Origin of the sequence: Streptomyces sp. H39-S7 (assembly GCF_027158205.1) — a bacterium.
Classification (GTDB): Bacteria; Actinomycetota; Actinomycetes; order Streptomycetales; family Streptomycetaceae; genus Actinacidiphila.
The window spans coordinates 23,939-44,918 of record NZ_JAPVLU010000013.1 but is presented as its reverse complement, the minus strand read 5'-3'; the positions used below and the strand labels follow the sequence as shown (position 1 = coordinate 44,918).

16 protein-coding genes are annotated in these 20,980 nt (G+C 70.5%); 6 read left to right on the top strand and 10 right to left on the bottom strand.

The features are described from left to right. The first annotated feature begins 557 nt into the window (after positions 1-557). From O3X23_RS14565 to O3X23_RS14550, 4 genes are all read left to right on the top strand, one after another. Positions 558-803 (top strand): DUF397 domain-containing protein, encoded by a 246-nt coding sequence (locus O3X23_RS14565; protein WP_269271778.1) that lies wholly within the window; start codon positions 558-560, stop codon positions 801-803. 86 nt (positions 804-889) lie between these two features. Next, on the top strand, positions 890-1,753 hold the full coding sequence (locus O3X23_RS14560) for a JmjC domain-containing protein (protein ID WP_269271777.1): 864 nt from the start codon (positions 890-892) through the stop codon (positions 1,751-1,753). A gap of 35 nt (positions 1,754-1,788) precedes the next feature. Next, a complete protein-coding gene (locus tag O3X23_RS14555; RefSeq protein WP_269271776.1) occupies positions 1,789-2,163 on the top strand; it encodes a hypothetical protein in 375 nt (124 codons plus the stop codon). 136 nt (positions 2,164-2,299) lie between these two features. After that, complete coding sequence (locus O3X23_RS14550) at positions 2,300-3,118, top strand: class II aldolase/adducin family protein (RefSeq protein WP_269271775.1); 819 nt, start codon at positions 2,300-2,302, stop codon at positions 3,116-3,118. Positions 3,119-3,204: 86 nt separating this feature from the next. On the opposite strand, the gene O3X23_RS14545 is transcribed toward O3X23_RS14550, so the two are convergent. Further along, complete coding sequence (locus tag O3X23_RS14545; protein WP_269271774.1) at positions 3,205-3,981, bottom strand: class II aldolase/adducin family protein; 777 nt, start codon at positions 3,979-3,981, stop codon at positions 3,205-3,207. A gap of 126 nt (positions 3,982-4,107) precedes the next feature. Further along, positions 4,108-5,703, bottom strand: a complete 1,596-nt coding sequence (gene guaA / locus O3X23_RS14540) for a glutamine-hydrolyzing GMP synthase (protein ID WP_269271773.1) — start codon at positions 5,701-5,703, stop codon at positions 4,108-4,110. Between the two features lie 313 nt (positions 5,704-6,016). On the opposite strand from guaA, the gene O3X23_RS14535 reads away from it, so the two are divergent. Together O3X23_RS14535 and O3X23_RS14530 are read left to right on the top strand one after the other, a co-directional pair. Next, positions 6,017-6,328, top strand: coding sequence for a chorismate mutase (locus tag O3X23_RS14535; RefSeq protein ID WP_269271772.1), 312 nt, complete (start codon positions 6,017-6,019; stop codon positions 6,326-6,328). A gap of 568 nt (positions 6,329-6,896) precedes the next feature. Next, positions 6,897-7,871, top strand: a complete 975-nt coding sequence (locus O3X23_RS14530) for an LAETG motif-containing sortase-dependent surface protein (protein WP_269271771.1) — start codon at positions 6,897-6,899, stop codon at positions 7,869-7,871. 79 nt (positions 7,872-7,950) lie between these two features. On the opposite strand, the gene O3X23_RS14525 is transcribed toward O3X23_RS14530, so the two are convergent. The 8 genes from O3X23_RS14525 to O3X23_RS14490 form a co-directional block, all read right to left on the bottom strand. Then, positions 7,951-9,783, bottom strand: a complete 1,833-nt coding sequence (locus O3X23_RS14525; RefSeq protein WP_443047852.1) for a GMC oxidoreductase — start codon at positions 9,781-9,783, stop codon at positions 7,951-7,953. A 20-nt stretch (positions 9,784-9,803) separates the two neighbouring features. Next, on the bottom strand, positions 9,804-11,414 hold the full coding sequence (locus O3X23_RS14520; protein ID WP_269271769.1) for a succinic semialdehyde dehydrogenase: 1,611 nt from the start codon (positions 11,412-11,414) through the stop codon (positions 9,804-9,806). Between the two features lie 134 nt (positions 11,415-11,548). Continuing rightward, positions 11,549-13,156 carry a serine/threonine-protein kinase gene (locus O3X23_RS14515; RefSeq protein WP_269271768.1) on the bottom strand — a complete coding sequence of 536 codons (1,608 nt, stop codon included), beginning with the start codon at positions 13,154-13,156 and terminating at the stop codon, positions 11,549-11,551. 50 nt (positions 13,157-13,206) lie between these two features. Then, positions 13,207-13,554, bottom strand: coding sequence for a hypothetical protein (locus O3X23_RS14510; RefSeq protein ID WP_269271767.1), 348 nt, complete (start codon positions 13,552-13,554; stop codon positions 13,207-13,209). A 13-nt stretch (positions 13,555-13,567) separates the two neighbouring features. After that, a complete protein-coding gene (locus O3X23_RS14505; RefSeq protein WP_269271766.1) occupies positions 13,568-15,520 on the bottom strand; it encodes a protein tyrosine kinase in 1,953 nt (650 codons plus the stop codon). Positions 15,521-15,636: 116 nt separating this feature from the next. Next, positions 15,637-17,526 carry a serine/threonine-protein kinase gene (locus O3X23_RS14500; protein WP_269271765.1) on the bottom strand — a complete coding sequence of 630 codons (1,890 nt, stop codon included), beginning with the start codon at positions 17,524-17,526 and terminating at the stop codon, positions 15,637-15,639. A gap of 71 nt (positions 17,527-17,597) precedes the next feature. Then, positions 17,598-19,241, bottom strand: coding sequence for a protein kinase domain-containing protein (locus O3X23_RS14495; RefSeq protein WP_269271764.1), 1,644 nt, complete (start codon positions 19,239-19,241; stop codon positions 17,598-17,600). Positions 19,242-19,265: 24 nt separating this feature from the next. Then, positions 19,266-20,972 carry a glycerol-3-phosphate dehydrogenase/oxidase gene (locus O3X23_RS14490; protein ID WP_269271763.1) on the bottom strand — a complete coding sequence of 569 codons (1,707 nt, stop codon included), beginning with the start codon at positions 20,970-20,972 and terminating at the stop codon, positions 19,266-19,268. Positions 20,973-20,980 lie beyond the last annotated feature (8 nt).

Genomic DNA, 20,980 nt, shown 5'->3' with positions numbered 1-20,980 from the left:
CTGACGGCACGCGAAGAACTCAGCGTCCGACTTGCCGTTGCCAACAGCCAAGGGAGATAGGGCGGATGACCGGCGCGAGAATGCCCGGCTTACAGATACCGGCGCGCACCGGATTACCACCGGTCGCACAGACGGATGACGGCAATGTCTGGGTCGATGGCGAATGCTGGTTCTACTGCGGGAAGGACACACGCGTCACGTGGATTGGCCCTGTAACTGCCGCTGGTGTGACCAGCGATGCCTACGCGTGTGAGTTCTGCTGTGGCGTTCTTCGTGATCGCGTATACGCCTCGCAGATGATCCGCGTTCCGAGAGACGAAGTGCATGACTACGGACTCGCCGCCTCATTCGGTCCGCGCGTGCCTCCACAAACGCGCAATAGCGCTGGTCGGCACCGGCGGAGACCCCACGGCCTTTAGCGACCCCAAAGACCCCCGCTCCCGGACGGCAGGAATGGCACATCACCCGTCCGGGAGTGGGTCACCAAAGTCTTCCGTTCCCAACATGACCATCGGAACGGATTGAAGAGCACCACCCCAACGAGCCAAGGAGACACCGTGTCTGAAGCAACCCCCCTTCCGGGATTCGCCGTTTCGGGATTCTGGGGAACTGAGTTCGTCAAGTCGTCGTACTCGCACCTTGACGACGAGGTCGAGTGCGTAGCGCTGGGCAAGACGGAGGACGGCCTTATCGTCCTGGCCGACACCAAGGACCCGAGCAAGGCGCTCACGTTCACGCCGGGCGAGATCACGCGCCTGTTCGAGGGTGCAGCGGCCGGAGAGTTCGCGCACCTGCTCAGCTAGTTCGTCCATCCAGCGAAAGCACGGTGGCGCGGTCCTCGACCTGGGGGCCGCGCTGCCTCGCGAGAACCAACTAGAGAGGCAAACCCATGACATCAGCGCTGCACCGCCTAGTAGAAGACCCGGAAGAGTTCCGGCGTGCGTGGCCGGCGGTGCCCACGGTCTACAAGCGCGACGCGAAAGAACTTGCCCTTCTCGCCAACCATGACAGCGTGCGCGAAATCATCGCCGATCCCGACGTGCGTCCTGGTGGTATGGGCATGGTCCGTGACGGGCGGCTAACCGGCGAAACGCCAACCGCAGACCATAAAGCCTCAACTCTGGTACTCAACGGACTGCATAGGTCGTGGCCGCCGCTGATGTTGTTCTGCAAAGAGATCGGCGCCCAGCTTGGGCACCCCGTTACCGGGAACGTCTATCTGACCCCGGGTGGGCAGTCTCAGGGATTTGCATGGCATTGGGACTGCCACCACGTTTTCATCGCTCAAGTCTCAGGGTCTAAACGTTGGTCCATCAACGAGCCCGTGTTCGTCGACCCGCTGGAACACCACAACTGGAAGCGCATTGGCTTCTCTCCAGAAGAGCTGGACCGCTTCAACAACAAGGCGCCCGACTATGACCTGACACTCACCGCCGGAGACGTTTTGTATCTCCCGCGCGGTTGGGTGCATTCTGGACGCAGTGCCAGCGATGAGCCGTCGCTCCATATCACTATGGGGGTACAGCTTCTTACCTGGCACTGGGTGATCAAGAGGCTGGCAGTGTTGGCGGAAGAGGATGAAGCAATGCGCGCAGCCCTACCGCCCGACCTTGGCGGCCGAGACATGGAAGACCTATTCAACGTAGGTCGGGAAACGATTATGCAATGGCTGGCCGAATTGGACGTTGAGAAAGCAGGGCTCAACCTGCGCTCCGGCCAGCGGCTGTCAGTAATCGGGATGGAACGAAAGTAGCGGCGTAGACTCGCCCAAGCAGTGGAGGCGGACCGGTGGATGATCACCAGGGCGACAGGGGCGACATGGGCAGGCACTCGGCAGGCAACAGGCTGTGCAGCTACTGCGGTAAGGCCGAAGGGGACCTAGTAGGCGGCGCTGACCCTGACGCGCGGGTGGCCGTGCTCATCGACCTTGAGGAGTACACCGACGAAGATCGGATCTTCCAAGGCCGCCGGACGCCCGACAACCCGCTAGGTCTCTTCCTCATTTGGTGTGTCGGGTGTGCCTGTTCCATGGTGGACGAGGGAGATCCGATCACCTCGTTCCGGGAGATGGGCTACCCGGACAACAGCCCCGACGGCCCCTATGCGCGGTACCTTCACAGGAACCGGGGCTTCCAATGGAAGCAACATCCGGAACGCCCCTAGCCTCTCCTGGGCCCCGCTCAGACGCTCACCTCAGTGAAGCATGGGCGGGGCCCGTACGCGTCGCTGCGGAGACTGCTCATCCCTAAGCAAGCAGCAAGTCTGTTCATCGACGCTACCGCGCGGTAGCTTCCGCTGCATGGCCGACATCCTTGCGCAGCCCCCGATGGGGCGAACACCCCCGCAGCCGATACCCACCGAGCAACTGCACTTCGCACTACCGCCGACGTTCACCAATACCGACGACGAACGGCAGCACCGCAAGGAGCGCCTCGTCGCCGCGCTGCGGCTGTTCGGGCGGTTCGGGTTCGAAGAGGGTGTAGCGGGTCACATCACGGCGCGCGATCCGGAGTTCACCGACCATTTCTGGGTCAATCCGTTCGGGATGAGCTTCAAGCTCATCACCGTCAGTGATCTGATCCTGGTCAACCACGCGGGTCAGGTCGTGGAGGGCCGTTTCCACGTCAACCAGGCGGCCTTCGCGATCCACTCGCAGGTGCACCAGGCCCGCCCCGACGTGATCGCCGCCGCGCACAGCCACTCGACGTACGGGCGGGCGCTGTCGTCGCTCGGGGAACTGCTGGACCCGATCACACAGGATGTCTGCGCGTTCTACGAAAGTCATAGTCTGTACGACGACTACACGGGCGTCGTGCTTGACGAGGAGGAGGGCCGCCGGATCGCGGAGGCACTCGGGCCCCACAAGGCCGTCATCCTGCGCAACCATGGACTGCTGACGGTCGGCGACTCGGTCGACGCGGCGGCGTGGTGGTTCATCACGATGGAGCGGTCTTGCCAGGTGCAACTCACTGCAAAGGCGGCCGGCAAGCCGGTGCAGATCGACCACGCAAGCGCGGCGCATACGCGCGAGCAGCTCGGGAACGATCTCGTCGCCTGGATCAACTATCAGCCGTTGTACCAGCAGATCTCGCGGAGTGAACCCGATCTCTTCAGCTGATTCACACCACTCGGTGCGGCCCGGTTGCCTGTCGTCCCAGGTTGGTACCCGGAGTTCATTCAGGCCGTAACAGCACGGCTCCGACTTTACTGATCTTTCCTCGGCACCCCTCGGGGCCTGACCCTGCCCGGGAGCACATGAAGAAGGTCCCCACCAAAATTTGGTGGGGACCTCTCGTGTTGCTTGTGGGTGTCAGTCGCCCAGGTCGATGCCCAGGTTGCGGGCCAGGTCGCGAAGCTGCTCATCCGGGATTCGGGGGGCGCGTGCGACTTGCTCAGCGATCCACAGGTCCAAGGTCTCGTCCATGCTGACGGGCTCCTCTCAACCCCACAGGCCCCTGGCCTGCGAGAACGTGTGCTATTTTCACGAGGTGACGCGTGATCCTCGTAGAACGCGCAGACGTCCTGGGTGATCGGGTCCAGCAGCTCCCCGAGCGACGACAGCGCCCGCCCGTACGTCGAGTGGCTGTGCGCGGCGGCGATCACGTCGGGGCGTGCCTGGTGGACCTGCGAGTGGATCGCGAAGGCCGCCTGGTTGACGTGGAAGCGGCCCTCCACGACCTGGCCCGCGTGGTTGACCAGGATCAGGTCGCTGACGGTGATGAGCTTGAAGCTCATCCCGAACGGATTGACCCAGAAGTGGTCGGTGAACTCCGGGTCGCGCGCCGTGATGTGCCCGGCCACGCCCTCCTCGAACCCGAACCGCCCGAACAGCCGCAACGCGGCCACCAGACGCTCCTTGCGGTGCTGCCGCTCGTCCTCGGTACTGGCGAACGTCTGCGGCAGCGCGAAGTGCAGCTGCTCGGTGGGTATCGGCTGCGGCGGCGTACGCCCTTGCGCGGGCTGCGGGAGGAAATCGGCCATGCAGCGGAAGCTACCGCGCGGTAGGCCAGAAGAAAAGACCGCTGCGGCCCTCACCGGGCACGACAGCGCCGCCGCTCGATGTGACGGGCGGCGGCGCTGACGATCATGAAGTGTGCCGGGAGGGCGTCACTCCCATTCGATGGTGCCCGGGGGCTTGCTCGTCACGTCCAGGACGACGCGGTTGACGTCGGCGACCTCGTTCGTGATGCGGGTGGAGATCTTGGCGAGGACGTCGTACGGCAGGCGCGACCAGTCGGCCGTCATCGCGTCCTCCGAGGAGACCGGGCGCAGCACGATCGGGTGGCCGTACGTGCGGCCGTCCCCCTGGACGCCGACCGAGCGGACGTCGGCGAGCAGGACGACCGGGCACTGCCAGATCTCCCGGTCCAGGCCGGCCGCGGTCAGTTCCTCGCGGGCGATGAAGTCCGCCTCGCGCAGCAGGTCCAGGCGCTCCTTGGTGACCTCGCCGACGATGCGGATGCCGAGGCCGGGGCCGGGGAACGGCTGGCGCTGGACGATCTCCTCCGGCAGGCCCAGCTCCTGGCCGACCATCCGGACCTCGTCCTTGAAGAGCTGGCGCAGCGGTTCGATCAGCTCGAACTCGATGTCGTCCGGGAGCCCGCCCACGTTGTGGTGCGACTTGATGTTGGCGGTGCCGGTGCCGCCGCCGGACTCGACGATGTCCGGGTACAGGGTGCCCTGCACCAGGAACGCGACGTCCTCGCCGGCCGCGCCCGCCTCGGCGACGAGCTCGGCCTGGGCCTGCTCGAAGACGCGGATGAACTCACGGCCGATGATCTTCCGCTTGGTCTCCGGGTCGCTGACGCCGGCGAGCGCGGTCAGGAAGCGCTCCTCCGCGTCGACGACCTTCAGCTGGACGCCGGTGGCCGCGACGAAGTCCTTCTCGACCTGCTCCGACTCGCCCTTGCGCTGCAGCCCGTGGTCGACGTACACGCAGGTCAGCTGGGAGCCGATGGCCTTCTGCACGATGGCCGCGGCCACCGAGGAGTCCACGCCGCCCGACAGCCCGCAGATCGCGCGCTTGGTGCCGACCTGCGCGCGGATCGCCGCGACCTGCTCCTCGACGACGTTGGTGGTCGTCCAGTCCGGCGCGATGCCCGCGCCCCGGTACAGGAAGTGCTCCAGGATCTGCTGGCCGTGCGTGGAGTGCAGCACCTCGGGGTGGTACTGGACGCCGTACAGCTTGCGCGCGTCGTCCTCGAAGGCGGCGACCGGGACCACGTCGGTGGAGGCGGTGACGGCGAAGCCGGTGGGCGCCGCCGAGCACGCGTCGCCGTGCGACATCCACACCGACTGCTCGGTGGGGGTGCCCTCGAAGAGCGTCGAGCCGGGCTTGCTGACGGACAGCGCGGTGCGGCCGTACTCGCGGGCACCGTTGTCGTCGACGGTGCCGCCGAGCGCGACCGCCATCAGCTGGAAGCCGTAGCACATGCCGAAGACCGGGACCCCGGCCTCGAAGATCGCCTTGTCGAGCGACGGGGCGCCCTCGGCGTAGACCGAGGAGGGGCCGCCGGAGAGAATGATCGCCTTCGGGTTCTTCGCGAGCATCTCGTCCACCGGCATGGTGCTGGGGACGATCTCGCTGTAGACCCGGGCCTCGCGGACGCGTCGGGCGATGAGCTGGGCGTACTGCGCTCCGAAGTCCACTACCAGGACGACGTCCGGGGTGTGGTCGGGGGCGGCTGGGGTCGCTGATGCCACGGGCGGCCTTCCGGCGTTATGTACGAGGGGTCGGACCCCGATTCTACCGTTCCTCCGAGGACGCTCCCCCGTCTCACGATCCGGTCGCCCGCTGGCCGCCCGGCGTACCCGTGGCCATACTGGTCCGCATGTCCTCGAACACGCACTACGCGATCTTCGCGTTTACCTATGGCACCGGCTGGTCCGGCTGCCATGGTCGTGCTGCTTGAGCTACTGACAAGCGACTTCCCCAGGCGCCCCGGACCTCTCGGTCCGGGGCGTCTGTCGTCTCCTGGCCGGTGCGGGGCCCCGTCACACCACAGGAGACCTGAAAATGAGCAACCCGACAGCAGCAGTCATGACGGCCCCCGCTCCCGCCGGGACCGGAGCGCGTACGGACGAGGCGGTGGCCCTCATCACGGGGGCACGCGGCCGGATCGACGATCTCGACACCCGGATTATCGCGCTGGTCACCGAGCGGATGGCCGTCTCGTCGGAGATCCAGCGGGCCCGGATCGCGTCGGGCGGCCGGCGGGTCAGCCTGTCCCGCGAGATGGAGGTGCTGAACCACTTCAGCGACGAGCTGGGCCGGCCCGGGACGACCCTCGCGATGACCCTGCTGGAACTCTGCCGCGGCCGGGTGTGACGTTTCTTCAGACGGTCCCGCGCATCGCCCGTTCGGGCGGCGTCACCCGTACGGCACGTGACCGGCCCCCGGCCCTTTCGTTGGACGGGGTGTCCGCGCCAGCCAGGGGCGGTCGACCACAACCACGCGTGGACAGAACAGGATGCCGCTCAGACGCAGCTGAGCGGGGTGCCACTGCGGAGCGATGAGGCCTGCCCGTTCGTGCGGCAGGCCGTGGGACCTCGCTCCGTGCTCCGTGACCGGAGGGCAGGGGACAGCCACCCGGTCGCAACTCCAAAGAGGCGGTCGGCTCCCAGGACGCTGGGGTCCGGCCGCTCTGCGAAAGTCACTCTGCGAAAACCCTAGTGCAACGTGCGTGACATACGTCATAGCGAATTCCTGACGATCGTGGGCAACTGCCAAGCTTTGCGGCGATCTGTCCGGTCCCCCCGCCCCCGACCGCGGTCCCGCGGCCCCGAAACGGCACACCTCTCGCCTCCGACCTGGTCATAGGATCAGCCCAGCCGTCCTGCGTGACTCCCTCCCGCGGCGGCTTCTCCAGCTATTTTTCGGACCCGAGAGGTCTTGCATGAAGCTCCGCCGCACCTTGGTGACCGTTGCCGCGACCGCTGTCATAGCGCCCGCCGCACTGCTCTCCGCCACCACCGCCTTCGCCGACACCGCGGTGCCCGGCGCGGACGCGTCCGCCAGCGCCTCGGCCACCCCGGGCAGCTCGGCCTCCCCGTCGGCGACCACCACGGCGACCGCCACCCCGACGGCCACGGCGTCCACGACGGCGACCACCACCGCGAAGCCGACCGCCACCGGCACCGCCAAGCCGACCACTTCGCCCAAGCCGACCACCGAGCCGTCGGAAGACCCGGGCCTGTGCGCGGACAAGCCGGGCTACGAGGAGAAGGTGGTCTCCAGGATCACCGGCCTGCCCGGCAAGATCGTCGCGGGCAGCGGCTGGCACAACCTGACGCTGACCGCCGACAACAAGTCCGGCAGCGACATCTCCGACCTCGGCTTCTACGCCGGCGTCGGCTCGGAGGACGCCCCCGACGCGTTCTCCAGCAAGAAGGTCCTGCTGCAGGCGTACGACACCGAGTCCCGCACGTGGCAGAACATCAACGACGGCGAGGGCCACTCGGTCGGCTTCGCCGGCTACGTCGACAAGCTCAAGGCCGGTGCGAAGGTCACCATCAAGCTGCGCCTGGACGTCAAGGCCGGCACGGCCCCCGTCAAGGGTCTGACCATCGGCGGCGGTGTCTACATCAACGACAAGGGCAACTGCTTCGGCGACAGCACCGTGGCCTACACGTTCTCGATCGTCGCCGCCGGCACGAAGACCGAGGGCACCGTGCCCCAGACGGGCGGCAAGGTGCCGGTTCCGGTCTCCGCGCCGGACAAGGCGACCACCCCGAAGGTCACCGGCCACCTGGCCGAGACCGGTTCCTCCTCGGTCATGCCGCAGCTCGCCCTCGCGGGCGGCGCGGCCGTCGCGGTCGGCGTCGGCGCGATGTTCGTGGTGCGCCGCCGCAAGGCCGGCTCCGCCGTCTGAACCGTGTGACCGGCTGAGTCCCTGAGCCGCCCGAAGGGCCGCACCCCGACCGGGGTGCGGCCCTTCGGGCGTTCCGGGCTCAGACCGCCTTCGGCGGGATCGGCGGCACGGGCAGCAGCGGCAGGCGCAGCGCGGCGAAGGCGTCCTCCGGGACCGCCGGGGTCCGCGGCTCCACCGCCGGCAGGCGCACGTACGCCTCGCCCTGGGCGGGGCGGGCGTCCTCGTCCCCGCTGTTCGGCCAGAACGACATCGCCCGTTCGGCCTGCGCGGTGATCGTCAGTGAGGGGTTCACCCCAAGGTTGGCGGAGACGGCGGCGCCGTCCACGACATGGATGCCCGGGTGCCCGTAGAGCCGGTGGTACGGGTCGATCACGCCGTGCTCGGCGTCCTCGCCGATGGCGCAGCCGCCGAGGAAGTGCGCGGTCAGCGGCGTCCCCATCAGCTCGCCCACGTTGCTGCCCGCGAAGCCGTTGATCTCCTCGGCTATCAGCCGGGCGGCCTCGGCGCCCTCGGGGAGGTAGACGGGGTTGGGCGCTCCGTGGCCCTGCTTGGCCGTCAGCAGCCCCTTGCCCAGGCCCTTGGGCTTGCGGTACGTGGTCAACGAGTTGTCCAGCGACTGCATGACCAGGCCGATGATGGTGCGCTCCGACCAGCGGCGGTTGGACAGCGAGCGGAACGTGAGCAGCGGGTGGCGCACGCAGGTCGCGGCGTAGGCGAGCGCCTTGGGGGCGCGGGTGCCGTGCGGGACCTGGAGGATCGTGAGGGCACCCATGGAGTTGGAGCCCTTGCCGTACCTGACCGGCTCGATGTGGGTGTTGGCGTCGGGGTGGATCGAGGACGTGATCGCGACGCCCTTGGTGAAGTCGACCTTGGCCGCGCCGTGCGCCTTGCGGTAGCGGCGGTTGTCGGTCTGCGCGCCGACCAGGGCCTCGGAGTTGGTGCGGGTCAGTTCGCCGAGCCTCGCCGAGATGCCGGGCAGTTCGCCCGCGTCGCGCATCGAGTGCAGCAGCGTCTGCGTGCCGTAGGTGCCGGCGGCGACGACGATCTGCCGGGCGCGCAGCACCTGCCGCTTGCCCTTGCGCCTCTTGTCGGTGGGCGCGGTCGCGACGCGGTAACCGCCCGCGGGGTCCTCGGAGAGGCCGACGACCGTCGTCATGGGGTGGATGACGGCGCCGGCCTTCTCGGCGAGGTGCAGGTAGTTCTCGTTCAGGGTGTTCTTGGCGCCGTGCCGGCAGCCGGTCATGCACTCCCCGCACTCGGTGCACGCGCGCCGCGACGGTCCGGCGCCGCCGAAGTACGGGTCGGCGACCTCGCCGCCGGGCTCGGCCTTCGCCTCGCCGCCGGCGTCCTGACCGTCCCCGAAGAAGACGCCGACCGGCGCCATGTGGAAGGTGTCTCCGACGCCCATCTTCTCGGCGGCGGCCTTCAGGTGCACGTCCGAGGGGGTGAGCGTGGGGTTGAGCCGGACACCGAGCATGCGCTGGGCCTGGTCGTAGTACGGCTTGAGCTCCGCCTGCCAGTCGGTGATGTGGCCCCACTGACGGTCCTCGAAGAAGGCCTTCGGCGGCACGTACAGGGTGTTGGCGTAGTTCAGCGATCCGCCGCCGACGCCCGCGCCCGCCAGCACCAGGACGTTGTTCAGCAGGTGGATGCGCTGGATGCCGTAGAGGCCGAGCGACGGCGCCCAGAGGAAGTTGCGGACGTCCCAGGAGTTCTTGGGCAGGGTGTCGCGCGTGAAGCGGCGCCCGGCTTCGAGCACGCCGACGCGGTACCCCTTCTCCGTCAGGCGCAGTGCGGACACCGATCCGCCGAAGCCGGAGCCGATGACGATGACGTCGTAGTCGTAGCCGGGCAGGTCACGCGACACAGGTTCCTCCGTAGCGGATGTTGCCTTCGAACTGCCGAAACACATGCCACCTGCCGTACGCGCGGTCAGCGCAGCCGGAACACCTTCATCGCGCGCAGCGAACGGCTCATGAAGGCGGCGTACTTCTCGTCGTCCATGCCCATCGACGGCGCCATCGGCAGCAGCCGCTGCGTCGCGACGGTCTGCGCCTCGGTGAACTTGAGGATGCCCTCGGAGCCGTGCCGGCGGCCGAGTCCCGAGTCCTTCATGCCGCCCATCGGGGCCCGGACGCTGCCGTACGCGGGGGCGTACCCCTCGTTGACGTTGACGGTTCCGGAGCGCAGCCGTGCGGCGATGCGGCCGCCGCGGCGGGTGTCCTTGGTCCAGACGCTGGAGTTCAGGCCGTACGGGGTCGCGTTGGCGCGCTCGACGGCCTCGTCCTCGTCGCGGAAGCGGTAGATCGAGACGACGGGGCCGAAGGTCTCCTCGGTGCAGACCGACATCGGGGCCTCGACGCCGTCGAGGATCGTCGGCTCGTAGACGTAGGGGCCGATGTCCGGGCGGGCCTGGCCGCCCGCGAGGACGGTGGCGCCCTTGGAGCGGGCCTCGTCGACGTGCCGGTTGACGGCCTCCAGCTGGCGCTCCCCGGCCAGCGATCCCATGCCGGCGCCGAAGGCGAGGGCCGTGCCGAGCTTGAGCGCCTTGGTGCGGGCGGTGAACTTCTCGACGAAGGCGTCGGCGACGGACTCGTCGACGAAGAGCCGCTCGATGGAGACGCAGAGCTGGCCAGCGGAGGCGAAGCAGGCGCGGACGGCGCCTTCGGCGGCCTTGTCCAGGTCGGCGTCGCGCAGCACGAGCATGGCGTTCTTGCCGCCGAGTTCGAGGGAGGCGCCGATCAGCCGGGCCGCGGCGCGCTGGGCGACCTCGCGGCCGGTGCGGGTGGAGCCGGTGAAGGAGACGTAGTCGGCGTGCTCGACCAGGGCCGGGCCGACGACCGGGCCCTCGCCGATCACGATCTGCCACACCTCGGCGGGCAGTCCCGCCTCGATGAGCTGCTCGCGCGCCCACAGGGCGGTGAGCGCGGTCTCGGTGTCGGGCTTCATGACGACGGCGTTGCCCGCGGCGAAGGCGGGGAGCGCGTCCCCGACCGACAGCTCGAACGGGTAGTTCCAGGGCGCGATCTGCCCGACGACGCCGCGCGGCTGGCGCAGCTCGACCACTTTGGTCAGGACGGGGACGGCCCCGCCGTGACCCTTGGGCTTGAGGTACGCGGGGGCCCGGCGTCCGTAGTGGCGGGCGGACATGACGACGGCCTGGACCTCTTCGTGGGCGTGCAGCCGGGCCTTGCCGGTCTCCAGCTGGATGAGGTCGAGGACCTCGCTCTGCCGGCTGAGCACCAGGTCGTGGAAGCGCAGCAGCACGGCGGCGCGCTGCCGGACCGGCGTGGCGGCCCAGGCGTGCTGGGCGGCGCGGGCACGCTCGAAGGCGGTGGCGACCTCGTCCGGAGTGGCCTCCGGGAGGTCGGCGAGCTTCTCGCCGGTGAGCGGGGTGTGGTTGCTGGTGCGGCCGCTGCCGATGACGCCGCGCGTCAGCCGAGCGACGAGGTCGGGGGTGACGACGTCCTGGGCTCCTCTGGCGGTGGTGGGTGCCGCCGGGTTGCCGTCGGTGGGGCGCGTGATGCCGAGCGAGTCCGTCATAGCGGCGAGATTACGGCTGATGCGCGCCGCTGGGTACCCATCAGTAGCTACTTTTCACCTGACGAGCACAATTAAGCCAGTAATCGCTGGCATGATCTTGATTTCCGCAGCTCAGAGACTTCAGCTCCGGGACTTCAGCGCGGGGTGAACGTGTCCCGCGCCGTGTCGAAGGTGTGCCGCCCCTGCTCCGACTTCTCCACCGGCGACGAGACCCAGATGTCGTACTGCCGCCCGTTCTCCGTCCAGCACAGGTCGAACGTGCGGCGCGCGCCGCCGCCCGGGTAGCCGTCCCAGGTGAACTCCCAGAGCGCGGCCGGCGCGCCGTTCTTCGTCGTCTCGGTGACGAAGCCGTCCCGGTACCCCTTGTACGCGCTCGCGCCCACGTGGTGCTGCGCGGTCATCACCGCGGCCGGGCCCTTCGGGTCCGGCACGCCGTCGCGGACACCGAAACGGAACTCCTTGCCGGGCGAGTAGTAGTAGATCCGCGGCGGCTCGACCGACCGGTCGTAGCCGCTGGGGAGCACCACCGTGAAGCCGGAGGCGTCGTCGACGGTACGGAATCCGGCCGGGACCGGGCTCGGTGTGACGGGCGCGGTGGTGGGCGCGCGCGACGGAGAGGACGAGGAGGGTTGCGGCTTCGCCGCGGTGCCGCCGTCGGCACCGTTCATCGTCAGCACCGCGGCGGCCACGCCACCGCCGACGGCCAGGGCGAGCAGCGCGCCCACCAGCACTCCCCTGCGGGACTTCCGCCCCGTGGAGCTCGCAGCGAGGGACGGGGAGGGGGTCAGGGGCGGGGTCGGGTCCTCGGCCGCTTCCAGGCCGGGATCCGGCGGGATCACGGTGTCCTGGGTGACGGTCGGGACGGGTTCCGTCTCGGTGGCCTCGCCGGTCTCGGCGTACGCGCGCAGCCATTCCTCCGCCGCCACCGCGCCCATCCGGCGGCCGGTGTCGCGTTCCAGCAGTGCGGTGACGACGGGCAGCAGCGGGCCCACGCTCGCCGGCGGGCGGATCTCGTCGAAGACGACGGCGTGCAGCACCCCGCCGATCGAGTCGCGGCGGAACGGCGAGTGCCCGTCGACGGACGCGCAGAGCAGCACACCCACCGACCACAGGTCGGACTCCGGGCCGGCCGTCGCCCCGGACATCCGCTCCGGCGAGGTGTACTCCGGCGAGCCGACGAAGACGCCCGCCTCCGTCAGCGTGACGCTGCCCGACACCCGGGCGATCCCGAAGTCGGTGAGGACGACGCGCCCGGTCTCCCGCTCGATCAGGACGTTGGCCGGCTTGATGTCCCGGTGCAGCACCCCGCGTTCGTGCGCGGCGTGCAGCGCGCCCGCGACCGCGGCGCCGATCCTGGCCGCCTCGCGGGGCTCCACCGGACCGTCCTTGGCGAGCACGTCGGCGAGCGAGCGGCCGTCGATCAGCTCCATCACTATCCACGGACGGCCGTCCTGCTCGACCACGTCGTGCAGGACCACCACGTGCGGATGCCGGATCTGCGCCACGCTGCGCGCCTCGCGCAGCGCGCGGTCCCGGTACAGCTGCTGCTCGCCGTCGGACAGGCCCTCGTTGAAGTGCAGCTCCTTGACCGCGACCTGCCGGTCCAGCAGTTCGTCCGTCGCCCGCCACACGGTGCCCATACCGCCGCGGCCCAGCCGCCCGGTGATCCGGTACCGGCCGGCGACGGGACCCGGCAGGCCGGACACGTAAGGGGACACGCCCTGCCCCCCGTCGCTCGTCATGGGTCCCATCATGCCGCACGGGCCCGCGGCCCTGTCCGCGAACCGGGAGGTCAGCGGAACCGCTGCGGCAGCCGGCCGTCCTCCCACAAGGCGTCCAGCGCACGCAGGAACGCGTCGAAGTCCCGTGACAGCGCGTCACGTTCCGTTACGGAAAGCTCCTGGAGCGGATCGTCGAAGTCGAGGTCCCCGAGATCCGGCCCGGTCCACCCCTTGTGCCGCCGGCAGGAGGCGCACCAACTGTAGGTGATCAGCACCGGCTTCGCCGGTTCTCCCCTGCGGTAGGCGTAGGTGCGTACCGCCCTCTGCCCGCAGGCGGGGCAGACCCGCTCGGAGGGATCGTCGATGAACCGCGTCCCGCCCAGCAGTTGCCGCACCTGACCCGAGTCGTACTCCTGCACGGCCCTCCCCCGGTCAGTCCGTCGGACGGTACGTCTCGGCGGCCTTGTCGAAGATGCGCTGGACGTCGGCCCGCTGGGCGTCCGGTCCGATCACCAGGACCAGGTGGTACTTGCCGTCCTGGAGCACCGCGAGATTGCGGGCGTAGACCTGGTGGCCGTTGCCGTCGCGCCAGCTGTACTCGCCCTCGGCGGCCGGCGATCCGTTCACGTCGAGCGTCCGCAGCGCACCGGCCGAGGCCCACTGCGAAGCGCGGAACGGCGCCAGCTCGGGTTCGTTCGCCTGGTACGCCATCGGGTCGCTGCCCGCGTCGGAGGCCGGGTCGCGGCCGGGGACCACGATCAGCTGGAAGTCGCCGCCGGTGTAGCGGACCTGGTCCTGGGCGTTCTTGCCCTGCCGCTGCCAGCCGGTGTGCACGGCGACCGTGAAGCCGGCGTCGTCCGTGCGCAGCGCGAAGTCGCCGCCGAGGTCCGTGGCCGGCCGCGCGCTCGTCGCCGGGGGCGGCGCACTGGACGGCGGCTTCGCGGACGTCGGGGCGGTGGTGGGCGCGGTGGTCGGGGCCTTGGTGGTCCTGTCGTCCGAGCCGGAACCCGGCATCCGCGCCGGGACCGTCCGGTTGGCCGAGCCCCCGCTCCCGTCGTCGTTGCTGTTGCGCGGCATCATCACCAGCGCGTACGCCACGACGGCGACCAGCAGGAGCAGCACGAGGATGAGCAGCCGCGCGCCCAGGCTGCGCGGACCGCGCGCCTTCGCCGCCTTCGGCTCCTTCGACCGGCCCTGCCGCGCCGGGGCCACCTGCCGGGACGACCGCTCCTGCTTCGACCGCGCGTGGCGCCGGTGGGTCGTGCCGGACAGCCCCTCGGCGGAGGCGGCCGCGGCGGCCCTGCGGCGGCGGACCAGCTCGCCCCTGCGCCGGACGATCGGCAGCTTGCGGGGATCGGTCGGGACCGGCACCGTGCGCAGCCCCAGATCGGGCTCGGGCGCGGACCGGATCAAGGAGCGCAGCCAGCCCTCCAGTTCGTCGAAGTCCGGGCGCTCCTCGGGGTCGGGGCGCAGCAGCGACTCGACGATGGGCCGCAGCGGCCCGCTCTCCTCGGCGAAGGCTGGCGGTTCCGCGCAGACCAGCTGGACGAGCTCCGGGGCGCTCTCCTCGGGGTAGGGCGGGTGGCCCTGGACGCTGCGGACGAGCAGCGAGCCCAGCGCCCACAGGTCGGCCGCGGGGCCGACGGGCGGTGCCAGCTGCCAGTTCTCGTGGACAGGGGTGGCCTGCTCCGGCGCCCAGCGCTCGGTGACCGGACCGACGACGGTGATACGGGCCTGCCGGGCCCGTTCCTGCTCCAGCGTGGAATCCGGTCCGCCCCAGCCGGCGCCGTTCCCCCCGGCCATCACTTCCGCCGGGACGGGGTCGTAGCCGCACAGCGCCTCCTGCGCGGCACCGGCCGCCAGACCCGACAGCATGGCGCGGCCGTCGTCGCAGACCAGGACGGTGCCGGCGGTGACATTGCGGTGGGTCCAGCCGTAGGCGTGCAGGACGCGCAGCGCGACGAGCACGTCCGAGGCGATCTCGGCGGCGCGGTAGTGACCGAGCCGCTTGTCGACGAGTAAGGACGCGAGCGGCCGGGCGTTGACCAGCTCGCTGGCGATCCACAGACTGCCGTCCTCGATGAAGATGTCGAAGACCTGCACCAGGCGCGGGTGGTCGGGTATCGCGGCGGCGGCCCGCGCGGCGTCCAGCGCCCGCTGCGCGCTGTCGCTCGTACGGTCGGGGCCGGGGCCCCGGTCGTCGCCGTGCTGTCCCGGGCTGATCAGTTCCGCGCTGACGACCTCCGGCAGCAGGACCTGCCGGACCAGCACCTCCTGGCCGCTGTACGTGTCGAAAGCGCGCGTTTCGACCAGTTCGTACTCGTCCGCGGGCGGCCGGGGCAGGCGGTAGCGGTCGGCGAGTACGCGACCCGCGTATTCGTCCACGACGCCTCCCCAAAAGCGTCAGATCCGGTCCGGACCGGATGCAATCTGGATGCGGACAGTCCGCCGGCTTTCACGATACGTGCCCGAGGCATGCCCCGTGACCCGCTCTGCGCAGATCAGTTGGCCGGTTTGAAGGTCTCGTAGAACGTCTTGCGCATCTGCGCGATGGCGGGCGTCTCCCACTGGTCGGCGGGCGCGGAGAACATGATGGCGAAACCCTGGTGGTCGTTGACGACGAACCCGCGGTTCAGGACGTGGGCCCTGAGGCCGCCCTTCTCGGTCCGCAGGAAGTTCCAGTCGGCCGCGGTGGGGTAGCCGTTGAAGTCGACCTTCGTGATCCCCAGCAGCTTGTAGCCGTTGCTACTGGCGCCCACCGAGGGCTCGTTCGCGCGCCAGGCGGCCGCCGCGTCCTTGCCCGGCTGGTCGGTGAAGTCGATCTGTACCCGCGGGAAGCCGCCGTCGGCGCTGAATATGAAGCTGTCCGCACCCACACCGCCGGTCTTGTGCCAGCCGGTGGGAAGCGCGATGGAGAAGTGGCCCGCGGTCACGACGCTGTAGCCGGGCGGCACGGTGCCGCCCGTGCCCGCCGGCGGGTTCGCGCCGGTGCCGGCGCTGGTGCCCGCGCTCGTCCCCGCGCTGGTGCCCGCGGCCGCGCCCGTCGAGGACGACGGGCCCGGCGTGCCGGTGCTCCCCTTCGACGGGGTGGGTGACGCCTTGCCGTCGCCCGCCTTGCCCGGGGCGGAGGACGTGGCACCGGGCTTGGAGTCGGGCCCCTTGTCGCTGTCACCGGCGTTCGCCAGCGCGAAGCCGATCGCGGTGCCGACGACGGCGAGGAGGACCGCGACGGCGGCGATGATCAGCACCCGGCGCGGTACGACGTCGGTGATCGGAGCGCGCGGCGACTTGGACGCGCCACCGGGTTCCCCCGGCTCTGCCGCCGGTCTCGGCTTCGCCGCCTTCGCCGCCTTGGCGGCGGTGGCCGCGGTGGCGGAGCCGGCGGCCGCGGCGGCGCCGCGCACCGAGCGCAGGGCGTTGCGGACCCGCGCCTGGTCGGCGGCGGCCTTGCGGGCGGCGGGGGGCGCGTCGGTCGGGGTCGGCTGCGGGTCGGGCGGCAGCGTCACGACGCGCGTCGCGGCGTTCCCCGGGTCGTCGGGCGCCGGAGCGACGGGACGCGGCGGCGCGGTGGCGACGCGGGTGAGCAGGGCGCGGACGCCCGCGTCGTCCAGGCGCTCCGCCGGCTCCTTGATGAGCAGGCCGTGGATGGCGTCGGCGAGCGGCCCCGCGTTCTGCATGGGGCCGACCGGCTCGGTCATGACCGCGGTCAGGGTGGCGATGGCCGAACCCTTGTCGTAGGGCGGGCGGCCCTCGACCGACGCGTAGAGCAGGGCGCCGAGCGACCACAGGTCCGCGGGCGGGCCCGGCTTCTGGCCGCGGGCGCGCTCCGGCGAGATGTACGAGGGGGCGCCGACGAGCATGCCGGTCGAGGTGACGGAGGGGTCGCCGTCGATCTGCGCGATGCCGAAGTCGCTGAGCACCACGCGGCCGTCGTCGGCGATGAGGACGTTGGACGGCTTCACGTCGCGGTGGAGGATGCCCTCCTTGTGCGCGGCCTTCAGCACGTCGAGTACGACCAGGCCGACCTCGGCGGCGCGCTGAGGGGTCAGCGGGCCGTCCTCACGGATGGCGTCGGACAGCGAGCGGCCCTCGACCAGTTCCATGACGATCCACGGCCGGTCGTCCTCCTCGACGACATCGAACACGGTGACCGCGCCGGTGCCGCGGATCCGCGCGGTGGCCTTCGCCTCGCGCAGGGTGCGGGTGATCAGCCGGCGCTTCTCGTCCTCGTCGACATTTCCGGGGAAGCGCAACTCCTTGACGGCGACGGTCCGGCCGAGGGTTTCGTCCTCCGCGCGCCAGACTGTTCCCATGCCGCCCTTGCCGAGGACCTCGCCGAGCCGGTACCGGTCGGCGAGGAGACGTCCGTCGGTGCCTTGCGCCTGGCCCATGAATTCCCCTGCGGTCACTGGTGATGTGGGTCCCATCATCGCCGACCGGAGGCCTTCGAAGCGAACCCGGCTTACTGCGCGGACGGCCTGAAACCGGCCACGGCGTTGTCGAACACCGGCTTGTACTCGTCCCATTGGGACTTGGGAGCGGAGAGATAGATGGCGTACTCGCGTTCGCCTTCTTCCCCGAATCCCAGATCTATAGCCCGATAGTCGCGTTTACTTCCTTTGAACGTGAACTGCCATATGGCGGCGTTCTGTCCGAATACGGTCGTCGGCTGCATCCGCTCCTGGTGGTAGCCGGCGAGGGTGTCGCGCACCTTGGTCTCCAGGGACTTGAAGTGCGCGAGGTGGTCCGGTCCCGCGTAGTCCAGGACGCTGATCTTGAGCCCCACGAGCCCGGTGGGGTCGATGTAGTTGATCTCGCCGTCCGCCACCGAGCGCCGCCAGCCCTCCGGCACGGGCAGGGAGTAGCCCTTGGCGGCCTCCTTGACGAGCCGGTAGTTCTTCGGGACCGGCGGTGGGGCCGCGCTCGTCGACGGTGTCGGGCCGGGGGTCGAGGTCTGCGGCGCGACCGTGTGCTCCGGGGCCGCGACGGAGTCGTTCCCGTCCCGGAAGTGCGCGAAGGCCACGGTCCCGCCGGCCGCGACGGCGCCCACGGTGAGCACGGCGACGACCCACCGGCCCGTGCGCCGCCGCCGGGGAGTGCCGGCGGGCGGGCCGCCGGGCGCGGTCGCCGAGGGGTCGGGGACCGGCTCCGCGCCGTGGCCGACCGTCACCGACGCGGTCGGGCGCGCGGGTTCGGGCGGTTTCGCGGCCCGGGACACGGCGGGCGGAGTCGCGGGCTGCGCGGTGCGGCCGCGTTCGAACCGCGTGGTGTCCGCCTCGCCGGCCGGCAGCCGCAGCAGCCGCTCGGCCTCCTCCGCGGACATCCGCTCGGCCGGATCCTTGGCGAGCAGCCCGGCGATGACGTGTTCCAGCGGCCCGGCGTTGGCGGCGGGCAGCACCGGGTCCTCGGAGATGGCGTACGCGGTCTCGATGGCGGTGTCCCGGCGGAACGGCGAGGTCCCCTCCACCGCCTGATAGAGCGTCGCGCCCAGCGCCCACAGGTCGGCCGCCGGGCCGGGCTGCTGGCCCTTGATGCGCTCGGGCGAGAGGAAGTCGATGGAGCCGATCAGCTCGCCGGTGCGGGTGAGCGTCGAGGTGCCGGACGCCTGCGCGATGCCGAAGTCCGTCAGCACCACCCGGCCGTCCCCGCCGAGCAGGACGTTGCCCGGCTTCACGTCACGGTGCAGCACCCCGGCGCGGTGCGCGGCCCGCAGCGCGGCGACCATGCCGCGGCCGATGCGCGCCGCCTCCACGGGCGGCAGCGCGCCGTCCTTCTTCAGCACCTCGCCCAGCGTCATGGACGGCACGTACTCCATGACGATGGTCGGCAGGCCCGCGTCGTCCACCACGTCGTGCACGACGATGACATTGGGGTGGCTGATCCGGGCGGCGGCACGCGCCTCCCGGCGGGTGCGCTCGAAGATGGTGGCCAGTTCGTCCTCGTGCAGATGGGGCTGCGGGGGGTGCAGCTTCTTCACCGCCACCTGGCGGCCGAGCAGTTCGTCCTCGGCGCGCCACACGGTGCCCATGCCCCCGCGGCCTATCCGCTCCACCAGCCGGTACCGGCCGGCCACGAGTCGCCCCGCCTCCGCGTGATCAGACACCATGCGCCTCTCTGCTCCCCCGCTGTTCTAGAGGGGAACGATATCCGGCGCCCCCAGCCGTGCCGCGTCCGCGGTGGTGTCGTCGGGCTGGCGCTGCGACTCCCGCTCCGCCTCGACGCGCTTCTGGTAGTGCTCGACCTCCTTCTCGATCTGCCCCTTGTCCCAGCCCAGGACGGGTGCCATGAGCTCGGCGGCCTCACGGGCGCTCCGGACGCCGCGGTCGAAGGTCTCGATCGAGATACGGGTCCTGCGGGTCAGCACGTCGTCGAGGTGCCGGGCACTCTCGTGCGACGCCGCGTACACGATCTCGGCCCGCAGATAGTCCTCCGCGGCCGGCAGCGGGTCACCCAGCGACGGGTCCTCCACGATGAGTTGCAGGACCTCCTCGGCGAGCGCGCCGTACCGGTTGAGCAGGTGCTCGATCCGGGCGACGTGCAGCCCCGTTCGGGCGGCGAGGCGCGCCCGGGAGTTCCACAGCGCGTGGTAGCCCTCGGCGCCGACCAGCGGTACGTCCTCGGTGATGCACTCCGCGACCCGGTGGTCCAGTCCGTGCACGGCCTCGTCCACCGCGTCCTTCGCCATCACCCGGTACGTCGTGTACTTGCCGCCCGCGACGACCACCAGGCCCGGCAGCGGGTGGGCCACGGTGTGCTCGCGCGAGAGCTTGCTCGTCGCGTCCGACTCCCCGGCCAGCAGCGGCCGCAGGCCCGCGTACACGCCCTCGACGTCGTCCCTGGTCAGTGGGACGGAGAGCACCGAGTTGACGTGTTCGAGCAGGTAGTCGATGTCGGCGCTGGACGCGGCCGGGTGCGCCTTGTCCAGGTCCCAGTCGGTGTCGGTGGTGCCGATGATCCAGTGCCGTCCCCACGGGATCACGAAGAGCACGCTCTTCTCGGTCCGCAGGATCAGCCCGGACGAGGAGTGGATGCGGTCCTTCGGCACGACCAGGTGGATCCCCTTGGAGGCCCTGACGTGGAACTGCCCGCGCTCGCCGATCAGCGCCTGGGTGTCGTCCGTCCACACCCCGGTCGCGTTCACGACCTGTTTGGCCCGGACGTCGTACTCGGCGCCGCCCTCCACGTCCTGCACCCGGGCGCCGACGACCCGTTCGCCCTCGCGCAGGAAGCCGATCACCCGCGCCCGGTTGGCGACCTGGGCGCCGTACGCCGAGGCGGTCCTGACCAGCGTCGTGACGTAGCGCGCGTCGTCCATCTGGGCGTCGTAGTACTGCAACGCGCCGACCAGGGCGTCCTTCTTGAGCGCGGGGGCGACCCGGAGCGCGTGCTTACGCGTCAGGTGGCGGTGCACGGGCAGGCCGCGGCCGTGTCCCGACGAGAACGACATCGCGTCGTACAGGGCGACGCCGGAGCCGGCGTAGAACCGCTCCCAGCCCTTGTGCTGCAGCGGGTACAGGAACGGCACCGGCTTCACCAGGTGCGGCGCGAGCCGCTCCAGCAGCAGGCCGCGCTCCTTGAGCGCCTCGCGCACCAGGGTGAAGTCGAGCATCTCCAGATAGCGCAGACCGCCGTGGATCAGCTTGCTGGAGCGGCTGGAGGTGCCGGACGCCCAGTCCCGCGCCTCGACCAGGCCGGTCGACAGCCCGCGGGTCGCCGCGTCGAGCGCGGTACCGGCGCCGACGACACCGCCACCCACGACCAGGATGTCGAGCTCCTCGTCCGCCATCCGGGCGAGAGCCGCCTCGCGCTGCGCCGGGCCCAGTGTTGTCGTCCGCATTCGTGCCT